The organism is Paenibacillus sp. MCAF9, assembly GCF_052114265.1.
In the GTDB taxonomy this organism is placed as follows: domain Bacteria; phylum Bacillota; class Bacilli; order Paenibacillales; family Paenibacillaceae; genus Pristimantibacillus.
Map to the genome: position 1 here is coordinate 47,335 of NZ_JBFREL010000016.1, position 16,443 is coordinate 63,777.

Below are 16,443 nucleotides of genomic sequence, written 5' to 3' on the forward strand. Positions count from 1 at the left end.
CCACTAAAATAAAAACAAACATAAGAAAAGACCGCCATCAGCGGTCTTGAACTTACAGCGACAGCACAAACAAAAAAAGCAATTCCCTCTCAAAAAGGAATTGCTTTACTTGTTGTTTTTGCTACAGGTCCCAGCCAGGCAGCATCGACTTCGTGTTCTGAAGCATTTTCTCAAACAATGCTGTGCCAGCTTGATTAGGCAGACTGACAAGCGGATCGTTCATGAAAGCCTGAAACGCCAAGGCTTTGTCTTTGTTCAGGGCAGCTTTAAGTGTCATTTCCTGATTCATTACATGCGGCAGCACCAGCTGCTCTACCTCAGGAATAAGCCTGCCAGCAACAATCGGGCTTACGCGGTTATAACCGAATACAGCGTTCGTCTCCACTACGGCACCCGCCGGCAAACCTTCGATCTGTCCGCGATTCGGCATATTTACGTTCGTAATCAGCTCGCCCATTCCGAGTAATGCTTTTATCATCTCGATGCCTTCCTCCCCAGTAGGCTTCACCTCGAAAGCTTCCTCTCCAGTTGCTAGCCGCTGGCCCTTGGCATAAAGTTCTGCCTGGTTTTTCTTTCGCCAATCCACCTTCGTTAGGCTGAATTTCCAGCTTTGCACCGTCTCAGGGTTCTTTAAATAAAGCTCGCCCGGCATAAACTCCGCCAAATGCCTATCGCCAGCCGCAGCAATGATGCCGTACTTGCGGAATAAATCAAATTTGACCCGCTGCGCAGAAGCAAAATGATCGTTGAGCCAGTGGCCTTTTTTCTTGCCTTCATACCCTTCCGCATAATGCTCTTCCACGAATTCCTTGTAAAGCGGGAATAAATCGATGCCTTGGTAAGAGGCTCTGTCCAGCCATGTAAAATGATTGATGCCCAGTACATTAACCTTGATGTCACGCCGGTCAACCGAAGGGACACCCAGCTTTTTCTCCACCATGGAAGCGAGCAAATGCTGCGTGCCAAACACCTCGTGGCAGCATCCGATGGCCTTCACCTCCGGAAACACCTCGTAAAGCGTTCTCGTGCACAGCGTCATTGGGTTGGTATAGTTAATGACCCACGCAGCTGGCGCATATTGTTTGATCGCATTCGCAATCTCGACATATAGCGGGATGGTACGGAGCGCACGGACAAGTCCGCCTGGCCCTACTGTATCACCCACCGACTGGTAAATCCCGTATTCTTCCGGTAAATGGACATCCGATTCCATCTCGGCAAAGGTTCCTGGCAAGATGGAAATGATGATAAAATCTGCACCTTGCAATGCGTCTTGCAATGCAGGCACTGCCTCATAGCTCCACTTACCCTTTGTGTCAGCCGCCTGCGACAGCCTGTTGCCGATGATCGCATTTTGCGCGGCTGATTCATAATGAATATCATACAGCTTAACAGTGCCGGCAAGCTCGCTTTCTGCTGCAAGGTCGCTCATCAATCCCCAAGCCCAGCCGCGGGAGCCGCCTCCGATATAAGCAATTTGAACGTTCTCTTTACGTTTCTCATCCGGTTTCATATCGTTTCTCCTTATCCTTTTAATCCTGTAGTGGAGATGCCTTCAACAAAATATTTCTGCGCCAAAAAGAATAACAAAATGCAAGGAACGACGCTCACAACCGACATCGCAAGCACCTGATTCCACGAAACGGCCGAGGAGGCATCCAGCGACAAGCGCAGGCCAAGCGAGACCGTGAATTTTTTTACGCTGCTTATATAAATGATTGAGTTAAAGAAGTCATTCCAGGTCCAAATGAACTGAAAGATGCCCACGGAGAAAAGAGCCGGCTTGCACAAGGGCAGCAGTACCCGAATGAGAATCATAAACGAATTGCAGCCGTCAATTGTAGCCGATTCATCCAGTTCTCTTGGCAATCCCCGAAAAAACTGAATAAGCATATAGATGAAAAAAGCTGAGGTTGCGAAAGCCGATGGTACGATAAACGGCAAATAAGTGTCCAGCCAGCCGAGATTATTGAACAGGATATAACGTGGAATCATAACGGTAGCATCCGGCAGCATCAACGTCGCCATCATAATGGAGAACAGAAACGTTCGAAGCGGAAACACAAACCGAGAAAATCCATAAGCAACGATAACACTCGAGATGATTGTAAGAACAACCGTAGGCAGCACCATTTTAAGCGTATTAACAAAAAAATGCTGAAAGCCGTATTGGCCAGTTCCTGCCCAGCCCAAGGAATAGGAATCCCAAACGTAGGTATCCGCAAACAGCTTGCTGGAGCCGAAAATATCTTGATTCGTCTTAAACGATGAAACAAACAGCCATATTAACGGATAAATCATGACAAAGCCTAACAATGTCAACAGCACATAAGACAACCACTTATTCGAGCTGGTATGCGTCATTTGGTTTTACCTCCGTCTTCATAGTAGACCCAGCGGTTAGAGGTTTTGAAAATAATGCCCGTTACGACCATAATGATCGCGAACAAGACCCATGACAGCGCTGAAGCGTACCCCATTTTAAAGAAGGTGAAGGCTTCCTCATACAGCTTCAAAGCATAGAGATAAGTAGACTTCATCGGTCCGCCGCTCGTAATAACGAAGGCGCCGGTAAATTCTTGGAACGCGTTGACCATCTGCATGACCAGATTGAACAGGACAATTGGCGTCAGCAGCGGCACGGTAATTTTAAAGAACATGCGGGTCTTGGAGGCACCGTCGATGGAACCAGCTTCGTACAGGTCACTGGGAATTTGCTGAATACCTGCTAGAAATAAAACCATTGAAGACCCAAATTGCCAAACTGATAATAAACCGAGTGTATAAAGCGCGATATCGGGGTTGCCCAGCCAATCGATTGAAGGAATGCCGACATTAGCCAGCAAGCTGTTGACGACGCCGTCCTTCATGAACAGAAACCGCCAAAGCACCGATATCGCCACGCTTCCGCCAAGAATCGAAGGCAAATAATAGATGGTTCGAAACAAATTAATGGCACGCAGCTTGGCGCTAAGCACGATAGCAACGAATAAGGCAAAGGCGAGCTTCACCGGCACGGCAAGAATTACATAAATCGACGTTACTTTTAGCGCTTGGGTAAAGCCGGGATCATTCATGAAAATTTGTTTATAATTATCCAAACCAATGAATTTGGGGGCATTCACCATGTTGTAATCCGTCAAGGAATAATAAAAAGACGCGATGAAGGGATACAACTGAAAAATGAGCAGCCCCAGAATCCATGGAAGAACATATAGAAGTCCGATATATCGAAAGCTGCGCTTCTTCCTGGTCACTGGCTCACACTCCTATTCTCTATCGGAAATGAGGGGAGAGCACGCCAGTCAATCGCTAAGCTTTCACTGGCGCGCACCCCGTTCTTTAAAATCCGTTTATCTTCCTTGCAGCTCTTTCAGTTTTTTCTCCAGGCTGCTAACGAGCTCTTGCGCGGCCTTGTCTGGCGTCAGCTTACCATAAGCCACTTTCTCGATAACATCCTGCAGCAGAGCGGATACCTCCGAGTTAGTAGAGATTGCATTATCTACAATGCCTGCGTTTTTCAGACCCATTTCGACTGCTTTCGTAATCGCTTCGTCTATTTTTCCTGCCTCTACAGCAGCGGTTTGTGCGGAAGAGGATGCTGGAATGGAGCGGACATCGCCTAAGATAACTGCTGTTTCTGCGTCATTCATCAGCCAGTTCAGAAATTTCACGGACTCTTCCGGGTGCTTCGACTTGCTGCTTACGGCAATCAACTGCGAGGGCCTTACCAATACGGCTGAGTTTTTCGCATTTTTATCGATGGCAGGCAAGGCAGTCACGACTTCCACACCTTCAGGCAGCACCGAGCGAAGCGACAAGAGCGTACTGCTCATAGCCGAGATGATCGGAATATCTTGATTGATCCATTTCGGATTCTGTTCGGTTTTGCCGAAAAATAAATCGGATTCTCCGAGCGGCTGGTATACGCCAGCTTTCATGGCCTTGTCGATCCATTCCAAGGCACCCGCGGCTTCCTCTTTCGTAAAGCCAAGCGAATAATCTTCATTGATCCACTGAGTTCCGGTCCGCTGCTTAAGCATGTTCGTGAAATCCTGCATCAGCATGCCGTGGTCAGCAAGAAGCAAATACTTGGTATTGTCTTTATCGTGAAGCTTCTTGCCTTCCTCGTAGAGGGTATCCCAGTCCCACTGAATATCGGTCGGTACGCCGAGCTTATCGGCTGCTGTCTTGTTAATAACGAGCGCATAAGCATTTACGCCGGAAGGGAGCGCTACCATTTTGTCGTTATAAACGCTGAAATTGTTCAGGAAGTCTTGATCAAAGCCCTCCAACGACAGTCCTTCCTGCTTGCTAAGATCGAGGAAAAAGTCATTTTTCGTCAGTTCCTTCATCCATGGAACGTCAAGCTGAATAATATCGGCGGACGTAGCGCTGGCCAGCTGTGTTTTGACCTTTTGCACATAGCCGTCAAAGCCCTGGTATTCCGCTTCGATCGTCACGTTCGGCGCAATCTTCTTGTACGCTTCTATAGCAGCAAGCGTAGCTTCATGGCGGCCGTCGCCACCCCACCAGCTAAAGCGCAGGGTAACCTTCTTATCCGAGCCGCTGCCTTGATTTTCTTTGTCCGGTTTCCCGGAGGAACAACCTGAAATGATGATTGCAAATACGACTATCAAAGCAATGAAACCGTTTAATCCTTTCAATCGGTACATATGAACCTCTCCCTTTTGTTTTCTTGGAAACGCTTTCTAAAGTATAGGGTTGATCGATTATTTACATAAGGCATCTAATCTTAGATTTAAGTATCATTATTTGAGTAATCCCATTCCGTAGTATCATTTTATCGGTTAACGTATCATTTTTATCTTAGATGCCGCATGGCTCCTCTATGAACACATTAGCCTGATCCTGCTGTGCTATAATCTCATTATCAGCAAAGGAAGACTACATCGTTAAGAGGTGATGAGATGTACAGGCTGCTGCTAGTTGATGATGAAGCGGATACAAGAGAAGCTTTATCTTCCTACTTTCCGTGGCAGGAGGTCGGTTTTCAAATTATCGGCCAATGCGGAAACGGTAAGGAAGCATTGAATTTCATTCAAAATCATGACAAAATCGATGTCATCCTTACCGATATTAAAATGCCTGTCATGTCCGGCCTTGAGCTTGCCGAGGTCATTCATGAGCAGAAGCATAATATTCATGTTATTTTTCTTAGCAGCTACCGCGAGTTCGAATATGCCCAGAAGGCGCTTCGTTATCGAGTCAACAACTATATCGTGAAGCCCGCAAAATATCAGGTTTTATTGGACGTATTCGCCGGCCTGAGAGACGAGCTGGAAGCAGCGAAGCACGCCTTGGATCAACCGCCTTCTGGCACGAGCAACGAAGGGCTGATTATTACACAAATTAAAGCGTATATCCAGAATCAATATAAAGATGCGAATCTGGAGGATGCGGCAAAGCAGGTATATTTGAATGCTAACTATTTGAGCTATTTGTTCAAACAAAAAACCGGTCAAAATTTTACCGATTATCTCATTCAGGTGAAAATGAAGGTTGCGATGAGGCTCATACAGGAGAACCAATATAAAACATACGAAATTAGTGAAATGGTCGGCTACAGCAATGCCAAAAACTTTACCCGAACGTTCAAAAGCTACTATGGCAAGACACCTAGCGAATGTAAGAACGGATGATCTAAACGATGAAAGAGCGCTATTTTATCAAGCATTTGGCTACTTTTCTCATTCCTTTAATATTGCCTTTAATCATATTAGGCTCGTTATCCTTTATAACCACACAGAGGGACATGAAGGCAGACATTAACAAGAACAGCCGTTTCCTGCTATTGCAATCACAGCGCCAGATCGAGATGATTTTGGATGAACTAGACACGTTGAAGCTTGCATTATACCAGAACGCTAAAGTTTTCAATGAGCTGTCCAACGTTCTGCAAAATCCGATCTATACGTATGAGAGTTCTACTTCGTACCAAATTATTTCCAGCTATTTGAATGCGCTTACCAGCTCAAAACCTTATATCCATTCTATTTATTTCTACTCGGACAATCCGAATGGCCGTTTCGTGTCCTCACTCGACGGCTTGTCTTCAATCAACCGTTTCAACGATACGGGCTGGTTCGAGGAATTCATGAAATACGACGGGCCCGCTACGGAATGGACGTCCAAAAGGGAAGCCAAAATTTTTGCGTTCGAGACGCAGCCGACCGAATTAATATCCATTTACAACGTGCTGGCGCCACGGAAAATCGGTATTATTTTAAACGTTCGTCCAAAATATATTGAAAATATTTTATCCAACATCACCACGTATAAAGATCAAATTCTGCTCGTTCTAAACGAAAATAATCAGGTTATTTTCTCCAATAAAGAAGAAAATATTTTAACAGATGCCGAGCTGGATCAAATGGCAAACCACCCATCTACCTACTTCGACCTGGCTTCCTCTCTGGGAGAAGTCAACGTAACGAAGGTGGAATCGGAGCAGTACAACTGGAAATACGTGTCCGTCATTCCGCATGCTTCGTTGTACGAGACACCCTCGCGCATATTAAACTATACAATCATTTTTGCTTGCTTGTCCTTCTTTTTGGGACTTGCATTGACCTTTTATTTGACCCGAAAAAATTATAGGCAGCTGCTTGCCATCACCTCGCTGCTCAGATCTGCCGAGAATAATCGCACGCCGCTGAAACCGCCTAGCAAAGTTAATGATGAATATTCTTACATTATTCAGAACATGATCGCCCATTTTATTGAACATCGCTATATTCAAACCCAACTCTCTGAGAAGAAATACAAGCTTCAAGTGATGGAGCTGCTTGCGCTTCAATCCCAAATCAATCCACATTTTTTGTATAACACGCTCAACTCGATTTATTGGGAAACCGTCGGTCTAACAGGAAAACCGAACAAAGCGAGCGATATGATTGAGAACTTGTCCGACATGCTTTCCTATTCCTTCAGCCGTCCAACCAATGAGGTAACGTGGGAGGAAGAAATCGCGAACACCGTCAGCTACATCAATATTCAGAAGAAACGGTACAAGGATACCTTCGATGTACTGTTTGAATACGACGAAGAAATTCTCAAGCTCCATACGATGAAGCTGCTGCTCCAGCCTTTAGTCGAGAACAGCTTATACCATGGCATAAAGGAAAAGGCCGGAAATGGCCTGATCAAAATAAAAATTTTAATCGTAGGGGAACAGCTTCGGCTTGTCATCTCCGATAACGGGAACGGCATTCCTTCAGACCGGCTCATCGAAATCAGGAGATCTTTGGTTGCATCCGAAGAGCAGTCCAAGCACATCGGCTTATTGAATACGAATAAACGGCTGAAGCTGCTGTATGATCGGAACTATCAAATCACGATAAAGAGCAAGCAGGGGCTCGGGACCGTGATCAGTATTACGCTCCCCCAAATCAAGCAATAGAAATGAAGAGGGCAGGGATTGTTCCTGCCCTCTTTATGAAAGATGACGCCCTATGCCTATCGGGATCAGTCTGTTGTCGCAGGGCTGTTTAATAAAAAAAAGAGCCGCCCGCCGGCAGCCCCATCCTTTTTAAACTATTGCTGCTCTTTATCCAAATAATCGCTCACTAAATATGATATCATCTCAGCATTGGTGCTTCGCGGAGCGCTGGCAAAGTCATCGCGATTCGAACGCAACTGAAAATAATATGTAGCAGCATCATCCTCATATAATCGATCTCGCAATATACTCTTTTCAATTCCTAATTGATTTAAAATTTGTTCATAAAATTGTCCTTGAGTCAGCGTATCCACTGCGTCTAAATGAAAAATTCCTTTTAGCTCTTTTTCAATCATGAAGCGCAGCTGTTTAGCGAGCAAAACATCCAGAAGATTGTTAAACATGAGATTGCTGTAAACCTCTATCTCTTTATTATTTTCGATACTATCTTTAACCGTGTTCCATCTCGGAGAATCTTTCCCCCATATCGCGGGTATTCTGACAATGATCGCTCGTTCTTTCAAAATTTCTGTAAGCATGTGTTCACATTCGATTTTGAATTTCCCGTAATCGGTGCCGGAAATAGGTAGATCTGTTTCAAAATGAGCCTTTGAAAAGTCTCCATCAAATACGTTCGTCGTAGAAAAGAAATACAGTCGACTATTATGCTTAGCTAATTCCATAGCCAATTCTTTATGGAACAACAGCTGTTGATCAAACTCTCCTCTTAAGCAAGAAATAACAATATCGGGTTTAATCGAATGGATGATTTCCTTCATTTCAGCCATTTGCTCAACATCTAATTTGTACTGCTTATCCGCAGGCAGACTCACAAATGATGAAGAATAAGTGCCATACAGGTCAAAACCGTGCTGCAATTCATCGACCAATGCTCTTCCTACAAGACCACTTGCACCTAGAATAAGTACCTTTTTCATTATAAATACACTCCTCCAAAACACCTTTATTAGAAAACGATACATAACGAATAAAAGATACGCAGTCTCTAAAACATAACAAGCCATACTTGTTTCTATTCCTTATTTTTCCCAAAAAAACAGACGTTAACTAGCGGATTATCCCCGTTGTTTACGCCTGCTTATTTCAAGCTATTCAATTAAAAGCTGACGGAGTTACACGATACTTGGTCGCCTGCTCAAAGCCATAGGCTAGTTTAATTAAGGTAGGCTCGCTGAAGGCTGTACCGATAAAGGTGACCCCCTGCGGCCCCTTGGTCGTATAGCCGCCTTCGGCAATGATTCCCTTCTCCGCATAACCGCCTGGCACGGTAATGACTGGATAACCCGCTCTTGCGGCAAGATCATCGCCATCATCATTGCCTAGAAACAACAAAGCATCCAGTTGATGCCCCTGTAAAGCGAAGTCAATTCCATGTTTGCCTGCCAGTTCTTTATTTCTCAAAATACTATCGACATATTCCTGTTCGGTCAACGTTCCGCTCGTTTCCTCCGCATAAAGCAGCGTATCCTGCCCATATTTTAAAGCAATGTCTGCGTGCTCTTTGTTATAAGCAATTAACTCCTTCAAGGAATGAACAGGAACCGATTCATCCAGCTTTCCGAGGTAGTCATTGATATACTTTTTGAATTCATATCGCAGCACATGCCAATCCCAATCAACCTTCTCACACGGCAGCTCAACGGGATCGATAATCGTCGCGCCAGCCTGTTTCAAAACCGCAATAGCCGACTCCATGATCGCAAGCCTGTCTTCGTCCAAATCTTTATAATAAAAGCGCGGAATTCCGATCCTTGCTTGCTTTAAATAACTAGCATTAAGAAATGGCGTATAGTCGGAATGAGCTTGCTTTGCCCCATTTACCGTAACCGCATCTCGCTCATCAGCGCCTGCCAAAGTCCCAAGAAGAATGGCCGCATCCGTTACCGTTCTAGTCATCGGACCTGCCGTATCCTGACTATTTGTAATCGGTATAATGCCAGTTCTGCTTACTAACCCAATCGTTGGTTTAATTCCTACTAAGCTCGTTTGGCTAGCAGGGCTAATTATGGATCCCGAAGTTTCCGTGCCAATTGCAGCAGCTGCCAAGTTGGCGGCAACCGCAGCGCCCGATCCCGAACTTGAGCCTCCAATGAACAGCTCTCCCGGACCATATGGGTTAAGCACAAGGCCTCCTCTTGAGCTGTATCCCGCCCACATCGTGCCTGACATGAAATTAGCCCATTCTGTCATGTTCGCTTTGCCTAGCAGAACCGCTCCTGCTTTACGTAATTGCGAAGCAACAAAGGAATCTTCCCCAGCATATGAATTCGCTAAAGCTACAGATCCCGCGCTTGTGTGCATATTGTCGTGTGTATCGATGTTGTCCTTGAGCAGAATCGGAATACCGTGCAGGCTGCCACGACTCCCTTTTTCTTGTCGCTCTTTATCTAACGCTTTGGCAATTTCAATGGCATCAGGGTTCGTTTCCAAAATAGATCGAAGAACGCCATCATATTTGCTGATTCGCTCCATATATAACTGGACCAGCTCTTCTGAGCTTATCCATCCTTTTTCCATTGCTGATTGCATGCTTGTAATATCCGCTTCCACAATCCACGTATCCTTATTCTCGATCACTTGATCATCCCCTTAACGCCGCTTCTAATAACCTACAAACCTAATCATATCCATTATTAGAGCAGCTGTCAGCGTAGAGAATGAGTATAACTAAGCTTTCCGGCAGCAGCTGTACGACTCAGATGGAATCGCTGCCTTCTGTTATTGTTCCACCTTTTGAGAAACACTTATCGGAGATGTTTCCTTTCTTTTACCGAATGCCCCCATGTTCGTGCCCAGCACACCAACAACGATAACTGCTGCGCCAATGAAATGGTAGTAAGCGAGCTTCTCGCCGAGGAACACAAATCCACCGATAACAGAGACCAACGTAGCCAGATGATTAAATACGCTCACTTTAGACGCTTCAAGCTTGGATAAGGCGTAATTGCTGAGCAAGCTGGATACGAGCGAAGAGAGTACGCCCAAATATAATATCGATAGGAGGAACACTGGACTGGCAAATGGTTCAAAATAATGAGCAATCGTTCCTTTGGCGACATGTTGACTTATTGCGATAAAGTTAAATACAAGAAAGCCAATAGCCGTCATCATATACGTCATCGTCATTACCTTCATGCGACCAGAGAGTCGCCTTGCCAGTACGCTGTAGCCTGCCAAGGAAAGAGCTGACAAAAGTATGAGCAAGGTGCCTTTAACATTAGAAATATCGATTGACGTCCCCTTCATGACAAAGATGAATATAACCCCTGCAACAGAGAGCAGGGTCGAAAGCTTCTGTACCTTAGTCGTCCGCTCCTTCAAGAAATACGCTGCAGCAATCATCGTGAAGATAGGCACTGTGGCATGAATAATGCCTGCTTCTGCGGAGGATGTAAACTGTAATCCATAGGCTTGGAAAGCAAAAAACATCGACGGATAAAAGACAGCTAGCGGAAGAATGCTTAGCATATCACGTGTTTTAAGCTGCAGCTTGATCCAACCGAATAAGACTGGTATTGTTGCCGCAATAAAAGATATGGTGAAACGGTGGGCGAGACTGTCCAGCGGACTTGTAACCGTCAAGGCTAATTTTCCGAAAAGAAAAGAAAGCCCTACAATAGTGGAATAAACAATAATCGCTGCATACGCAAGCCGTTTCGACTTCAAATTATTGTGTGTTGTCATCATGGTATACCTCCTAGTAACTGTTCGCTTTATATAGGTATCGTATCTCCAAAGCTGCACATGCTACAATATACAAAAAAGCCATCTGTATCGGTACAGATGGCAGGAGGCACTGTTAAAATGTACTTTTATTTAAAGCTCATGAATGAGCTGGAGGAGCTCATTGCAAAGCAGCCCTATAAGGATGGGCAGAAACTCCCTTCCATTCGAGCGCTGGCAGAGCAGTTCAATTGCAGCAAGAGCACAATTATTAAAGCTTTGGATGAGCTGGAGAAACGCCATCTCATTTATGCGATGCCAAGAAGCGGCTATTTTGTTGTAAAAGGGATGAACTCCGCTCAAGATGAAGCAGCCCGCCTGCTCAACTTTGCAGCATCGGCACCCGATCCGGCATTGTTTCCTTATTTGGATTTTCAGCATTGCATTAATAAAGCCATCGATACTTACCAGAAGGACTTATTTGTTTATGGCACCGCCAAAGGAATGGATTCCTTGATTGATATCGTTCGCAAGCAATTGATGAGCTATCAGGTGTTTGCGCCAGAGCGCAATATATTTGTTGTCTCCGGGGTTCAACAGGCGCTGTCTCTGCTTGCATCTATGCCATTTCCGAGCGGCAAGCAGAAGGTGCTGATTGAGCAGCCAGGTTATCATCTGTTTATAGAGTATTTACAAACACGGCATATACCCGTAATCGGCATCGAACGTCGTTTCGCCGGCATTGATTTCAACAGGCTGGAGGAGATCTTTCGCACAGAGGACATTAAGTTTTTTTATACGATGCCGCGGTTTCACAACCCGCTTGGCTGCTCCTATTCGAAGAAAGAGAAGCAGCTGCTCGCTAAGCTGGCCGCCAAATACGATGTATATATCGTTGAAGACGACTTTCTAGCTGATTTCGAGCAGAACAGCAAAGCCGATCCGATCTATGCTTATGACGACTCCTCTCATGTCATCTATTTAAAGAGCTATTCCAAAATTATATTTCCCGGCCTGCGGATCGGTATTGCAGTCATTCCTGATTTACTTGCACAAGCGTTTCGCCTATACAAGAAACAAGACGACATCGACAGCTCCATGCTGTCGCAAGCCGCTCTTGAAATCTATTTGCGCAGCGGCATGTTCGAGCGTCATCGCGCCAAAATCCGCGGGAAATACTCGGCAAGGGCGAAGCTTCTCGATACGGCGCTTGCGAAGGAAGCTTCACGCAGCAAAGGTGCCTTCACCTATGAGCGATCCAAATATCCGATCGTTCATACTCATATTTTGCTTCATGAAACCATTTCTGTCCCGCTCTTAATCAGCAAATTGCGCAAGGAGGACATACTGGTTGATGCCATGGATCGCGACTACTTGTCTACTTTTGAGAGGGCAAATCTATTGAAGCTTAATGTGACCAATGTAATTGAGGGGAACATTGAGAGCGGCATTGAACGGATCGGCAGTCTAATAGCCCAATCCGCTCGCCTGTAACGATTAGAATTTTTCTGATACAACCTTTGCCTGCGTGAAGAGCAGCAAATAATCACGCCCGCCGGCCTTCGAATCCGTACCTGACATATTAAATCCGCCAAAAGGATGGACGCCAACTAAGGCACCCGTACACTTGCGGTTAAAATAAAGATTGCCGACATGAAACTGCTCGCGGGCCTGCTCCAATCTGCTGCGGTTCCGCGAGATGACGGCACCCGTCAGACCATAATCGGTGTTGTTCGCGATAGCAAGCGCTTCGTCAAAGCTGCCCGCTTTAATAAAAGCGAGTACTGGCCCGAATATTTCCTCTTGCGCGATGCGGGCAAGCGGAGCGACATCCTTAATAATTGTAGGCTCAATGAAATAACCGCTGCTATCTCCAATTTTGCCGCCATGCACGATGATTCCTTCGCTGCGTCCAACCTCGATATATTTTAAAATACTCATGTAGGCTCGCTCGTCAATGACCGGTCCAACGTAAGTAGACTGCTCGCTTGCTTTCCCAAGCTTTAGCCGTTTTGTTCGTTCAACTACCTTATCAATAACCTCGTCATAGACAAGTTCATGCACAACAGCACGCGAGCAGGCCGAGCATTTCTGTCCAGCATAACCGAAAGCGGACGCTGTAATCGCATCGGCCGCCAGCTCAAGATCCGCCTCCGCATCAACAATAATTGTATCCTTGCCGCCCATCTCTGCAACGATGCGCTTCAACCACTTCTGATCCGGCTGGCCGATAGAGGCTTTCTCGTTAATACGCAGGCCTACCTCCCTTGACCCCGTAAAGCATATAAAGCGGGTTAATGGATGCTCCACCAAAAAATCACCCACCTCATTTCCCGCGCCGGGCAAGAAATTCACAACACCGTCAGGCATCCCTGCCTCCTCCAGCAGCTCAACAAATTTCGCCGCAATAACTGCCGTCGCGCTGGCCGGCTTTAATACTACCGTATTGCCGGCAACAACCGCCGCCATGGTCATGCCCGCCATAATCGCAAGCGGAAAATTCCATGGCGGAATAATAACGCCAACGCCAAGCGGGATATAGACTAGCTCATTATCCTCGCCTGCTGCAGCAACAATAGGCTGACGCTCTGCAAGCCGTTCCATCTCCCGCCCATAATACTCCAAAAAATCGATGGCTTCGGCTGTGTCTCCGTCGGCCTCCGCCCAGCTCTTGCCCGCTTCATAAACGAGCCATGCAGAGAACTCGTGCTTACGCCTTCGCAGTAACGTCGCTGCTTTATACAATACTCTCGCCCTCGCAGAAGGCTCAACTTTCTTCCAATGCTCGAAAGCCTCTGCGGCGGCAAGTATGGCTTTATGCGCCAGCTCGGAATCTGCCTGTGAGACGATTCCTACAAGCTGCCCAACATCAGAGGGGTTGATTGATTTTCGCTTTTGAATCGTCTCGATGCGGTCAGCACCAATCCTTAGAAAATACTCTTGGCCCAGCTCCAGTTCAACCTTGCGCAGCGCCTCCTGAAAATCATTAATATGGTCGATTACCGAAAAATCGGTAAATGGTTCGTTCTGATATGGCTCTCGCATAGCTCAGTTCCTCCTGCTCATTCGAATCTTTGCTAGTTGCTTGAGGCGCTTTCCCTTGCTTTACAAAATCTGTTCGCCCAGCAGCGAGCCAATTAGCTCCACCGCAAGCTTAGCCGTCTGGTCATTATGGTCGAGGCTTGGGTTGACTTCCACAACTTCGGCTGATGTGACCAGATCCGATTGATAAAGAAGCTCAAGTGCAAGATGCGCTTCACGATAGCTGAGCCCGCCCCTGACAGGCGTGCCCGTGCCTGGCGCCTCAACCGGATCAAGGCTATCGATGTCAAAGCTGACGTGGACGCCATCGGTCGTTTGCTTAAGCTGCTGTATCACCTTCTCCATCACGCGAGCGATACCAAGGCGATCAATATCATGCATCGTATAACAAGCGATGCCTAAAGATCGGATATAGGCCTTCTCACCGGAATCAAGCGATCTGGCTCCGACAATTGCGACATGCTCTGGCTTTATTTTGGGCGCAAATCCTCTTAAATTCGTTAACAGAGGGATGCCTCTGCCAAGGCTGATGCCCAGCGACATTCCATGTATATTGCCCGAGGGACTTGTGTCCTCCGAATTCAAATCCGAATGCGCATCAAACCAAATGACTCCAAGATTTTTATAATGCTCGGCTAAGCCAGCAATCGTCCCAATGGAAATGCTATGATCTCCGCCTAGCACTAACGGGAATTCCCTTGCCGCAACGATCTCCGATACGCGCTCAGACAATCGGCTGGCCACTTCGTGCACCTCAGACAAATGTTTGGCATTTACGGATTGAAGTGGCGGTATTGGAGTAACTACGCCAATCTCGCCCGCTAACCGATGCGGGATGTGAAGCTCCGCCAGCATGCGGCTAAGCTCTGCCGCCTGCAATATATGCGCTGGACCAAGCTCCGCACCGGGATTCCCTGCCCCTTTCCCAAAAGGAACAGCAACGATTGCCACCTGTTGAATGCTCATCGCCGTCACGCTCCTGCCTTTATGCTATTCGCGAAGACCGTTTGAATTTGTTCGAAGGCAAAGTCGAGCTCCTCTTCCGTGATGATGAGCGGCGGTGCCAACCGAATGACATGCTCATGCGTTTCCTTGCAAAGCAGCCCCAATTCCATCAACTTCTCGCAATAAGGCCTTGCAGGCGTCGAAAGCACAATGGCGATGAACAATCCGCGTCCTCTAATTTCAGCAATTTCCGGATGGCGCAATGTAGCAAGCTTGCTCATCAAATACTGCCCCAACAGCTGTGAGCGTTCCGCCAGCCCTTCCTCTTCGGTTACTTCAAGCGCTGCAATCGCAACAGCGCAGCTAAGCGGATTTCCTCCAAAGGTTGAACCGTGAGAGCCGGGCTCGAATACTTCCATAATGCTCCCGTTCGCGGCGATAGCCGATACAGGCATGACCCCTCCACCCAGCGCTTTCCCCATAATATAAATATCAGGAATGACATTTTCCCAATCGCATGCGAATTTTCGTCCTGTACGCCCGAAGCCGGTTTGAATCTCATCTGCCACAAGCAGCACCTGCTGTTCTGCACATAGCTGAGCAACAGCAGCAAGAAATCCATCTGGAGGAACCCGAATGCCCGCCTCGCCTTGAATCGGCTCAATCAATATTGCAGCGGTATTCGGCTGCATCGCCGCCTTCACTGCCTCTAGGTCGCCATATGGAACAACACGAAATCCAGGTGTAAAGGGGCCATAACCTTGCTTATATTCCTCCTTTGAGGAGAAAGACGTCAGTGTCAGCGTTCTGCCATGGAAATTGCCCTCAAAAGCGATGATTTCAGCTTGATCATTCGGTATTTTCTTGACGTTGTAAGCCCAGCGACGTACAGCTTTGATCGCCGTCTCAACTGCCTCTGCCCCTGTATTCATAGGAAGAATTCGTTCCTTGCCTGTATAGGCCGCCAGCTTCTCGCAAAACGCACCAAGTGCCTCATTATGAAAAGCTCGTGATGTAATCGTGACCTTATCCGCCTGCTCCTTTAACGCTCTAATGATCCGAGGATGTCGATGCCCTTGATTCAATGCCGAATAAGCGCTCAACATATCCATGTAGCGCGCACCTTCTGAATCCTGCACCCATACGCCCTCTGCGCTGCTAATCACAATCGGCAGGGGATGATAATTATGGGCGCCAAATCGCTCTGCCAGCTCAATATCCTTATTTGCCCTGTTCATCACCTGCTCCTCTCTGCATGCACCGCAAAAAATAGCTGTTTTTGAATTTTATGCGGTTAAGGGGTGACAAAT

Annotated in this window: 13 protein-coding genes; 3 read left to right on the top strand and 10 right to left on the bottom strand. The window is 46.7% G+C overall.

All coding sequences use genetic code 11. The features are described from left to right. Window positions 1-121 precede the first annotated feature (121 nt). The 4 genes from AB4Z45_RS21530 to AB4Z45_RS21545 form a co-directional block, all read right to left on the bottom strand. Window positions 122-1,513, bottom strand: a complete 1,392-nt coding sequence (locus AB4Z45_RS21530; protein WP_441911431.1) for a family 4 glycosyl hydrolase — start codon at window positions 1,511-1,513, stop codon at window positions 122-124. An 11-nt stretch (window positions 1,514-1,524) separates the two neighbouring features. Next, entirely contained in the window at window positions 1,525-2,364 is an 840-nt protein-coding gene (locus tag AB4Z45_RS21535) for a carbohydrate ABC transporter permease (protein ID WP_441911433.1), read from the bottom strand. Further along, the gene (locus AB4Z45_RS21540) at window positions 2,361-3,257 is read right to left on the bottom strand and encodes a carbohydrate ABC transporter permease (protein WP_441911434.1); all 897 of its coding nucleotides are present in this window, start codon (window positions 3,255-3,257) and stop codon (window positions 2,361-2,363) included. The genes AB4Z45_RS21535 and AB4Z45_RS21540 overlap by 4 nt, the downstream gene beginning before the upstream one ends. A gap of 96 nt (window positions 3,258-3,353) precedes the next feature. Further along, window positions 3,354-4,676, bottom strand: a complete 1,323-nt coding sequence (locus tag AB4Z45_RS21545) for an ABC transporter substrate-binding protein (RefSeq protein ID WP_441911435.1) — start codon at window positions 4,674-4,676, stop codon at window positions 3,354-3,356. A 255-nt stretch (window positions 4,677-4,931) separates the two neighbouring features. On the opposite strand from AB4Z45_RS21545, the gene AB4Z45_RS21550 reads away from it, so the two are divergent. Together AB4Z45_RS21550 and AB4Z45_RS21555 are read left to right on the top strand one after the other, a co-directional pair. Next, on the top strand, window positions 4,932-5,663 hold the full coding sequence (locus AB4Z45_RS21550) for a response regulator transcription factor (RefSeq protein WP_441911436.1): 732 nt from the start codon (window positions 4,932-4,934) through the stop codon (window positions 5,661-5,663). A gap of 8 nt (window positions 5,664-5,671) precedes the next feature. Continuing rightward, on the top strand, window positions 5,672-7,423 hold the full coding sequence (locus AB4Z45_RS21555; RefSeq protein ID WP_441911437.1) for a cache domain-containing sensor histidine kinase: 1,752 nt from the start codon (window positions 5,672-5,674) through the stop codon (window positions 7,421-7,423). A 134-nt stretch (window positions 7,424-7,557) separates the two neighbouring features. On the opposite strand, the gene AB4Z45_RS21560 is transcribed toward AB4Z45_RS21555, so the two are convergent. From AB4Z45_RS21560 to AB4Z45_RS21570, 3 genes are all read right to left on the bottom strand, one after another. Further along, a complete protein-coding gene (locus AB4Z45_RS21560; protein ID WP_441911439.1) occupies window positions 7,558-8,400 on the bottom strand; it encodes a sugar nucleotide-binding protein in 843 nt (280 codons plus the stop codon). 175 nt (window positions 8,401-8,575) lie between these two features. Further along, a complete protein-coding gene (locus AB4Z45_RS21565; protein ID WP_441911527.1) occupies window positions 8,576-10,012 on the bottom strand; it encodes an amidase family protein in 1,437 nt (478 codons plus the stop codon). A gap of 189 nt (window positions 10,013-10,201) precedes the next feature. Beyond that, on the bottom strand, window positions 10,202-11,149 hold the full coding sequence (locus AB4Z45_RS21570; RefSeq protein ID WP_441911528.1) for a DMT family transporter: 948 nt from the start codon (window positions 11,147-11,149) through the stop codon (window positions 10,202-10,204). A 138-nt stretch (window positions 11,150-11,287) separates the two neighbouring features. Here AB4Z45_RS21570 and AB4Z45_RS21575 point away from each other — a divergent pair, with 138 nt between their 5' ends. Then, window positions 11,288-12,640 carry an aminotransferase-like domain-containing protein gene (locus AB4Z45_RS21575; RefSeq protein ID WP_441911441.1) on the top strand — a complete coding sequence of 451 codons (1,353 nt, stop codon included), beginning with the start codon at window positions 11,288-11,290 and terminating at the stop codon, window positions 12,638-12,640. 3 nt (window positions 12,641-12,643) lie between these two features. On the opposite strand, the gene pruA is transcribed toward AB4Z45_RS21575, so the two are convergent. The 3 genes from pruA to AB4Z45_RS21590 are packed head-to-tail and all read right to left on the bottom strand — an operon-like array spanning window position 12,644 to window position 16,371. Then, window positions 12,644-14,191, bottom strand: coding sequence for an L-glutamate gamma-semialdehyde dehydrogenase (pruA, locus tag AB4Z45_RS21580; RefSeq protein WP_441911443.1), 1,548 nt, complete (start codon window positions 14,189-14,191; stop codon window positions 12,644-12,646). Between the two features lie 60 nt (window positions 14,192-14,251). Further along, entirely contained in the window at window positions 14,252-15,154 is a 903-nt protein-coding gene (gene rocF, locus AB4Z45_RS21585; RefSeq protein WP_441911445.1) for an arginase, read from the bottom strand. A gap of 5 nt (window positions 15,155-15,159) precedes the next feature. Next, the gene (locus tag AB4Z45_RS21590) at window positions 15,160-16,371 is read right to left on the bottom strand and encodes an ornithine--oxo-acid transaminase (protein WP_441911446.1); all 1,212 of its coding nucleotides are present in this window, start codon (window positions 16,369-16,371) and stop codon (window positions 15,160-15,162) included. Window positions 16,372-16,443: the final 72 nt, after the last annotated feature.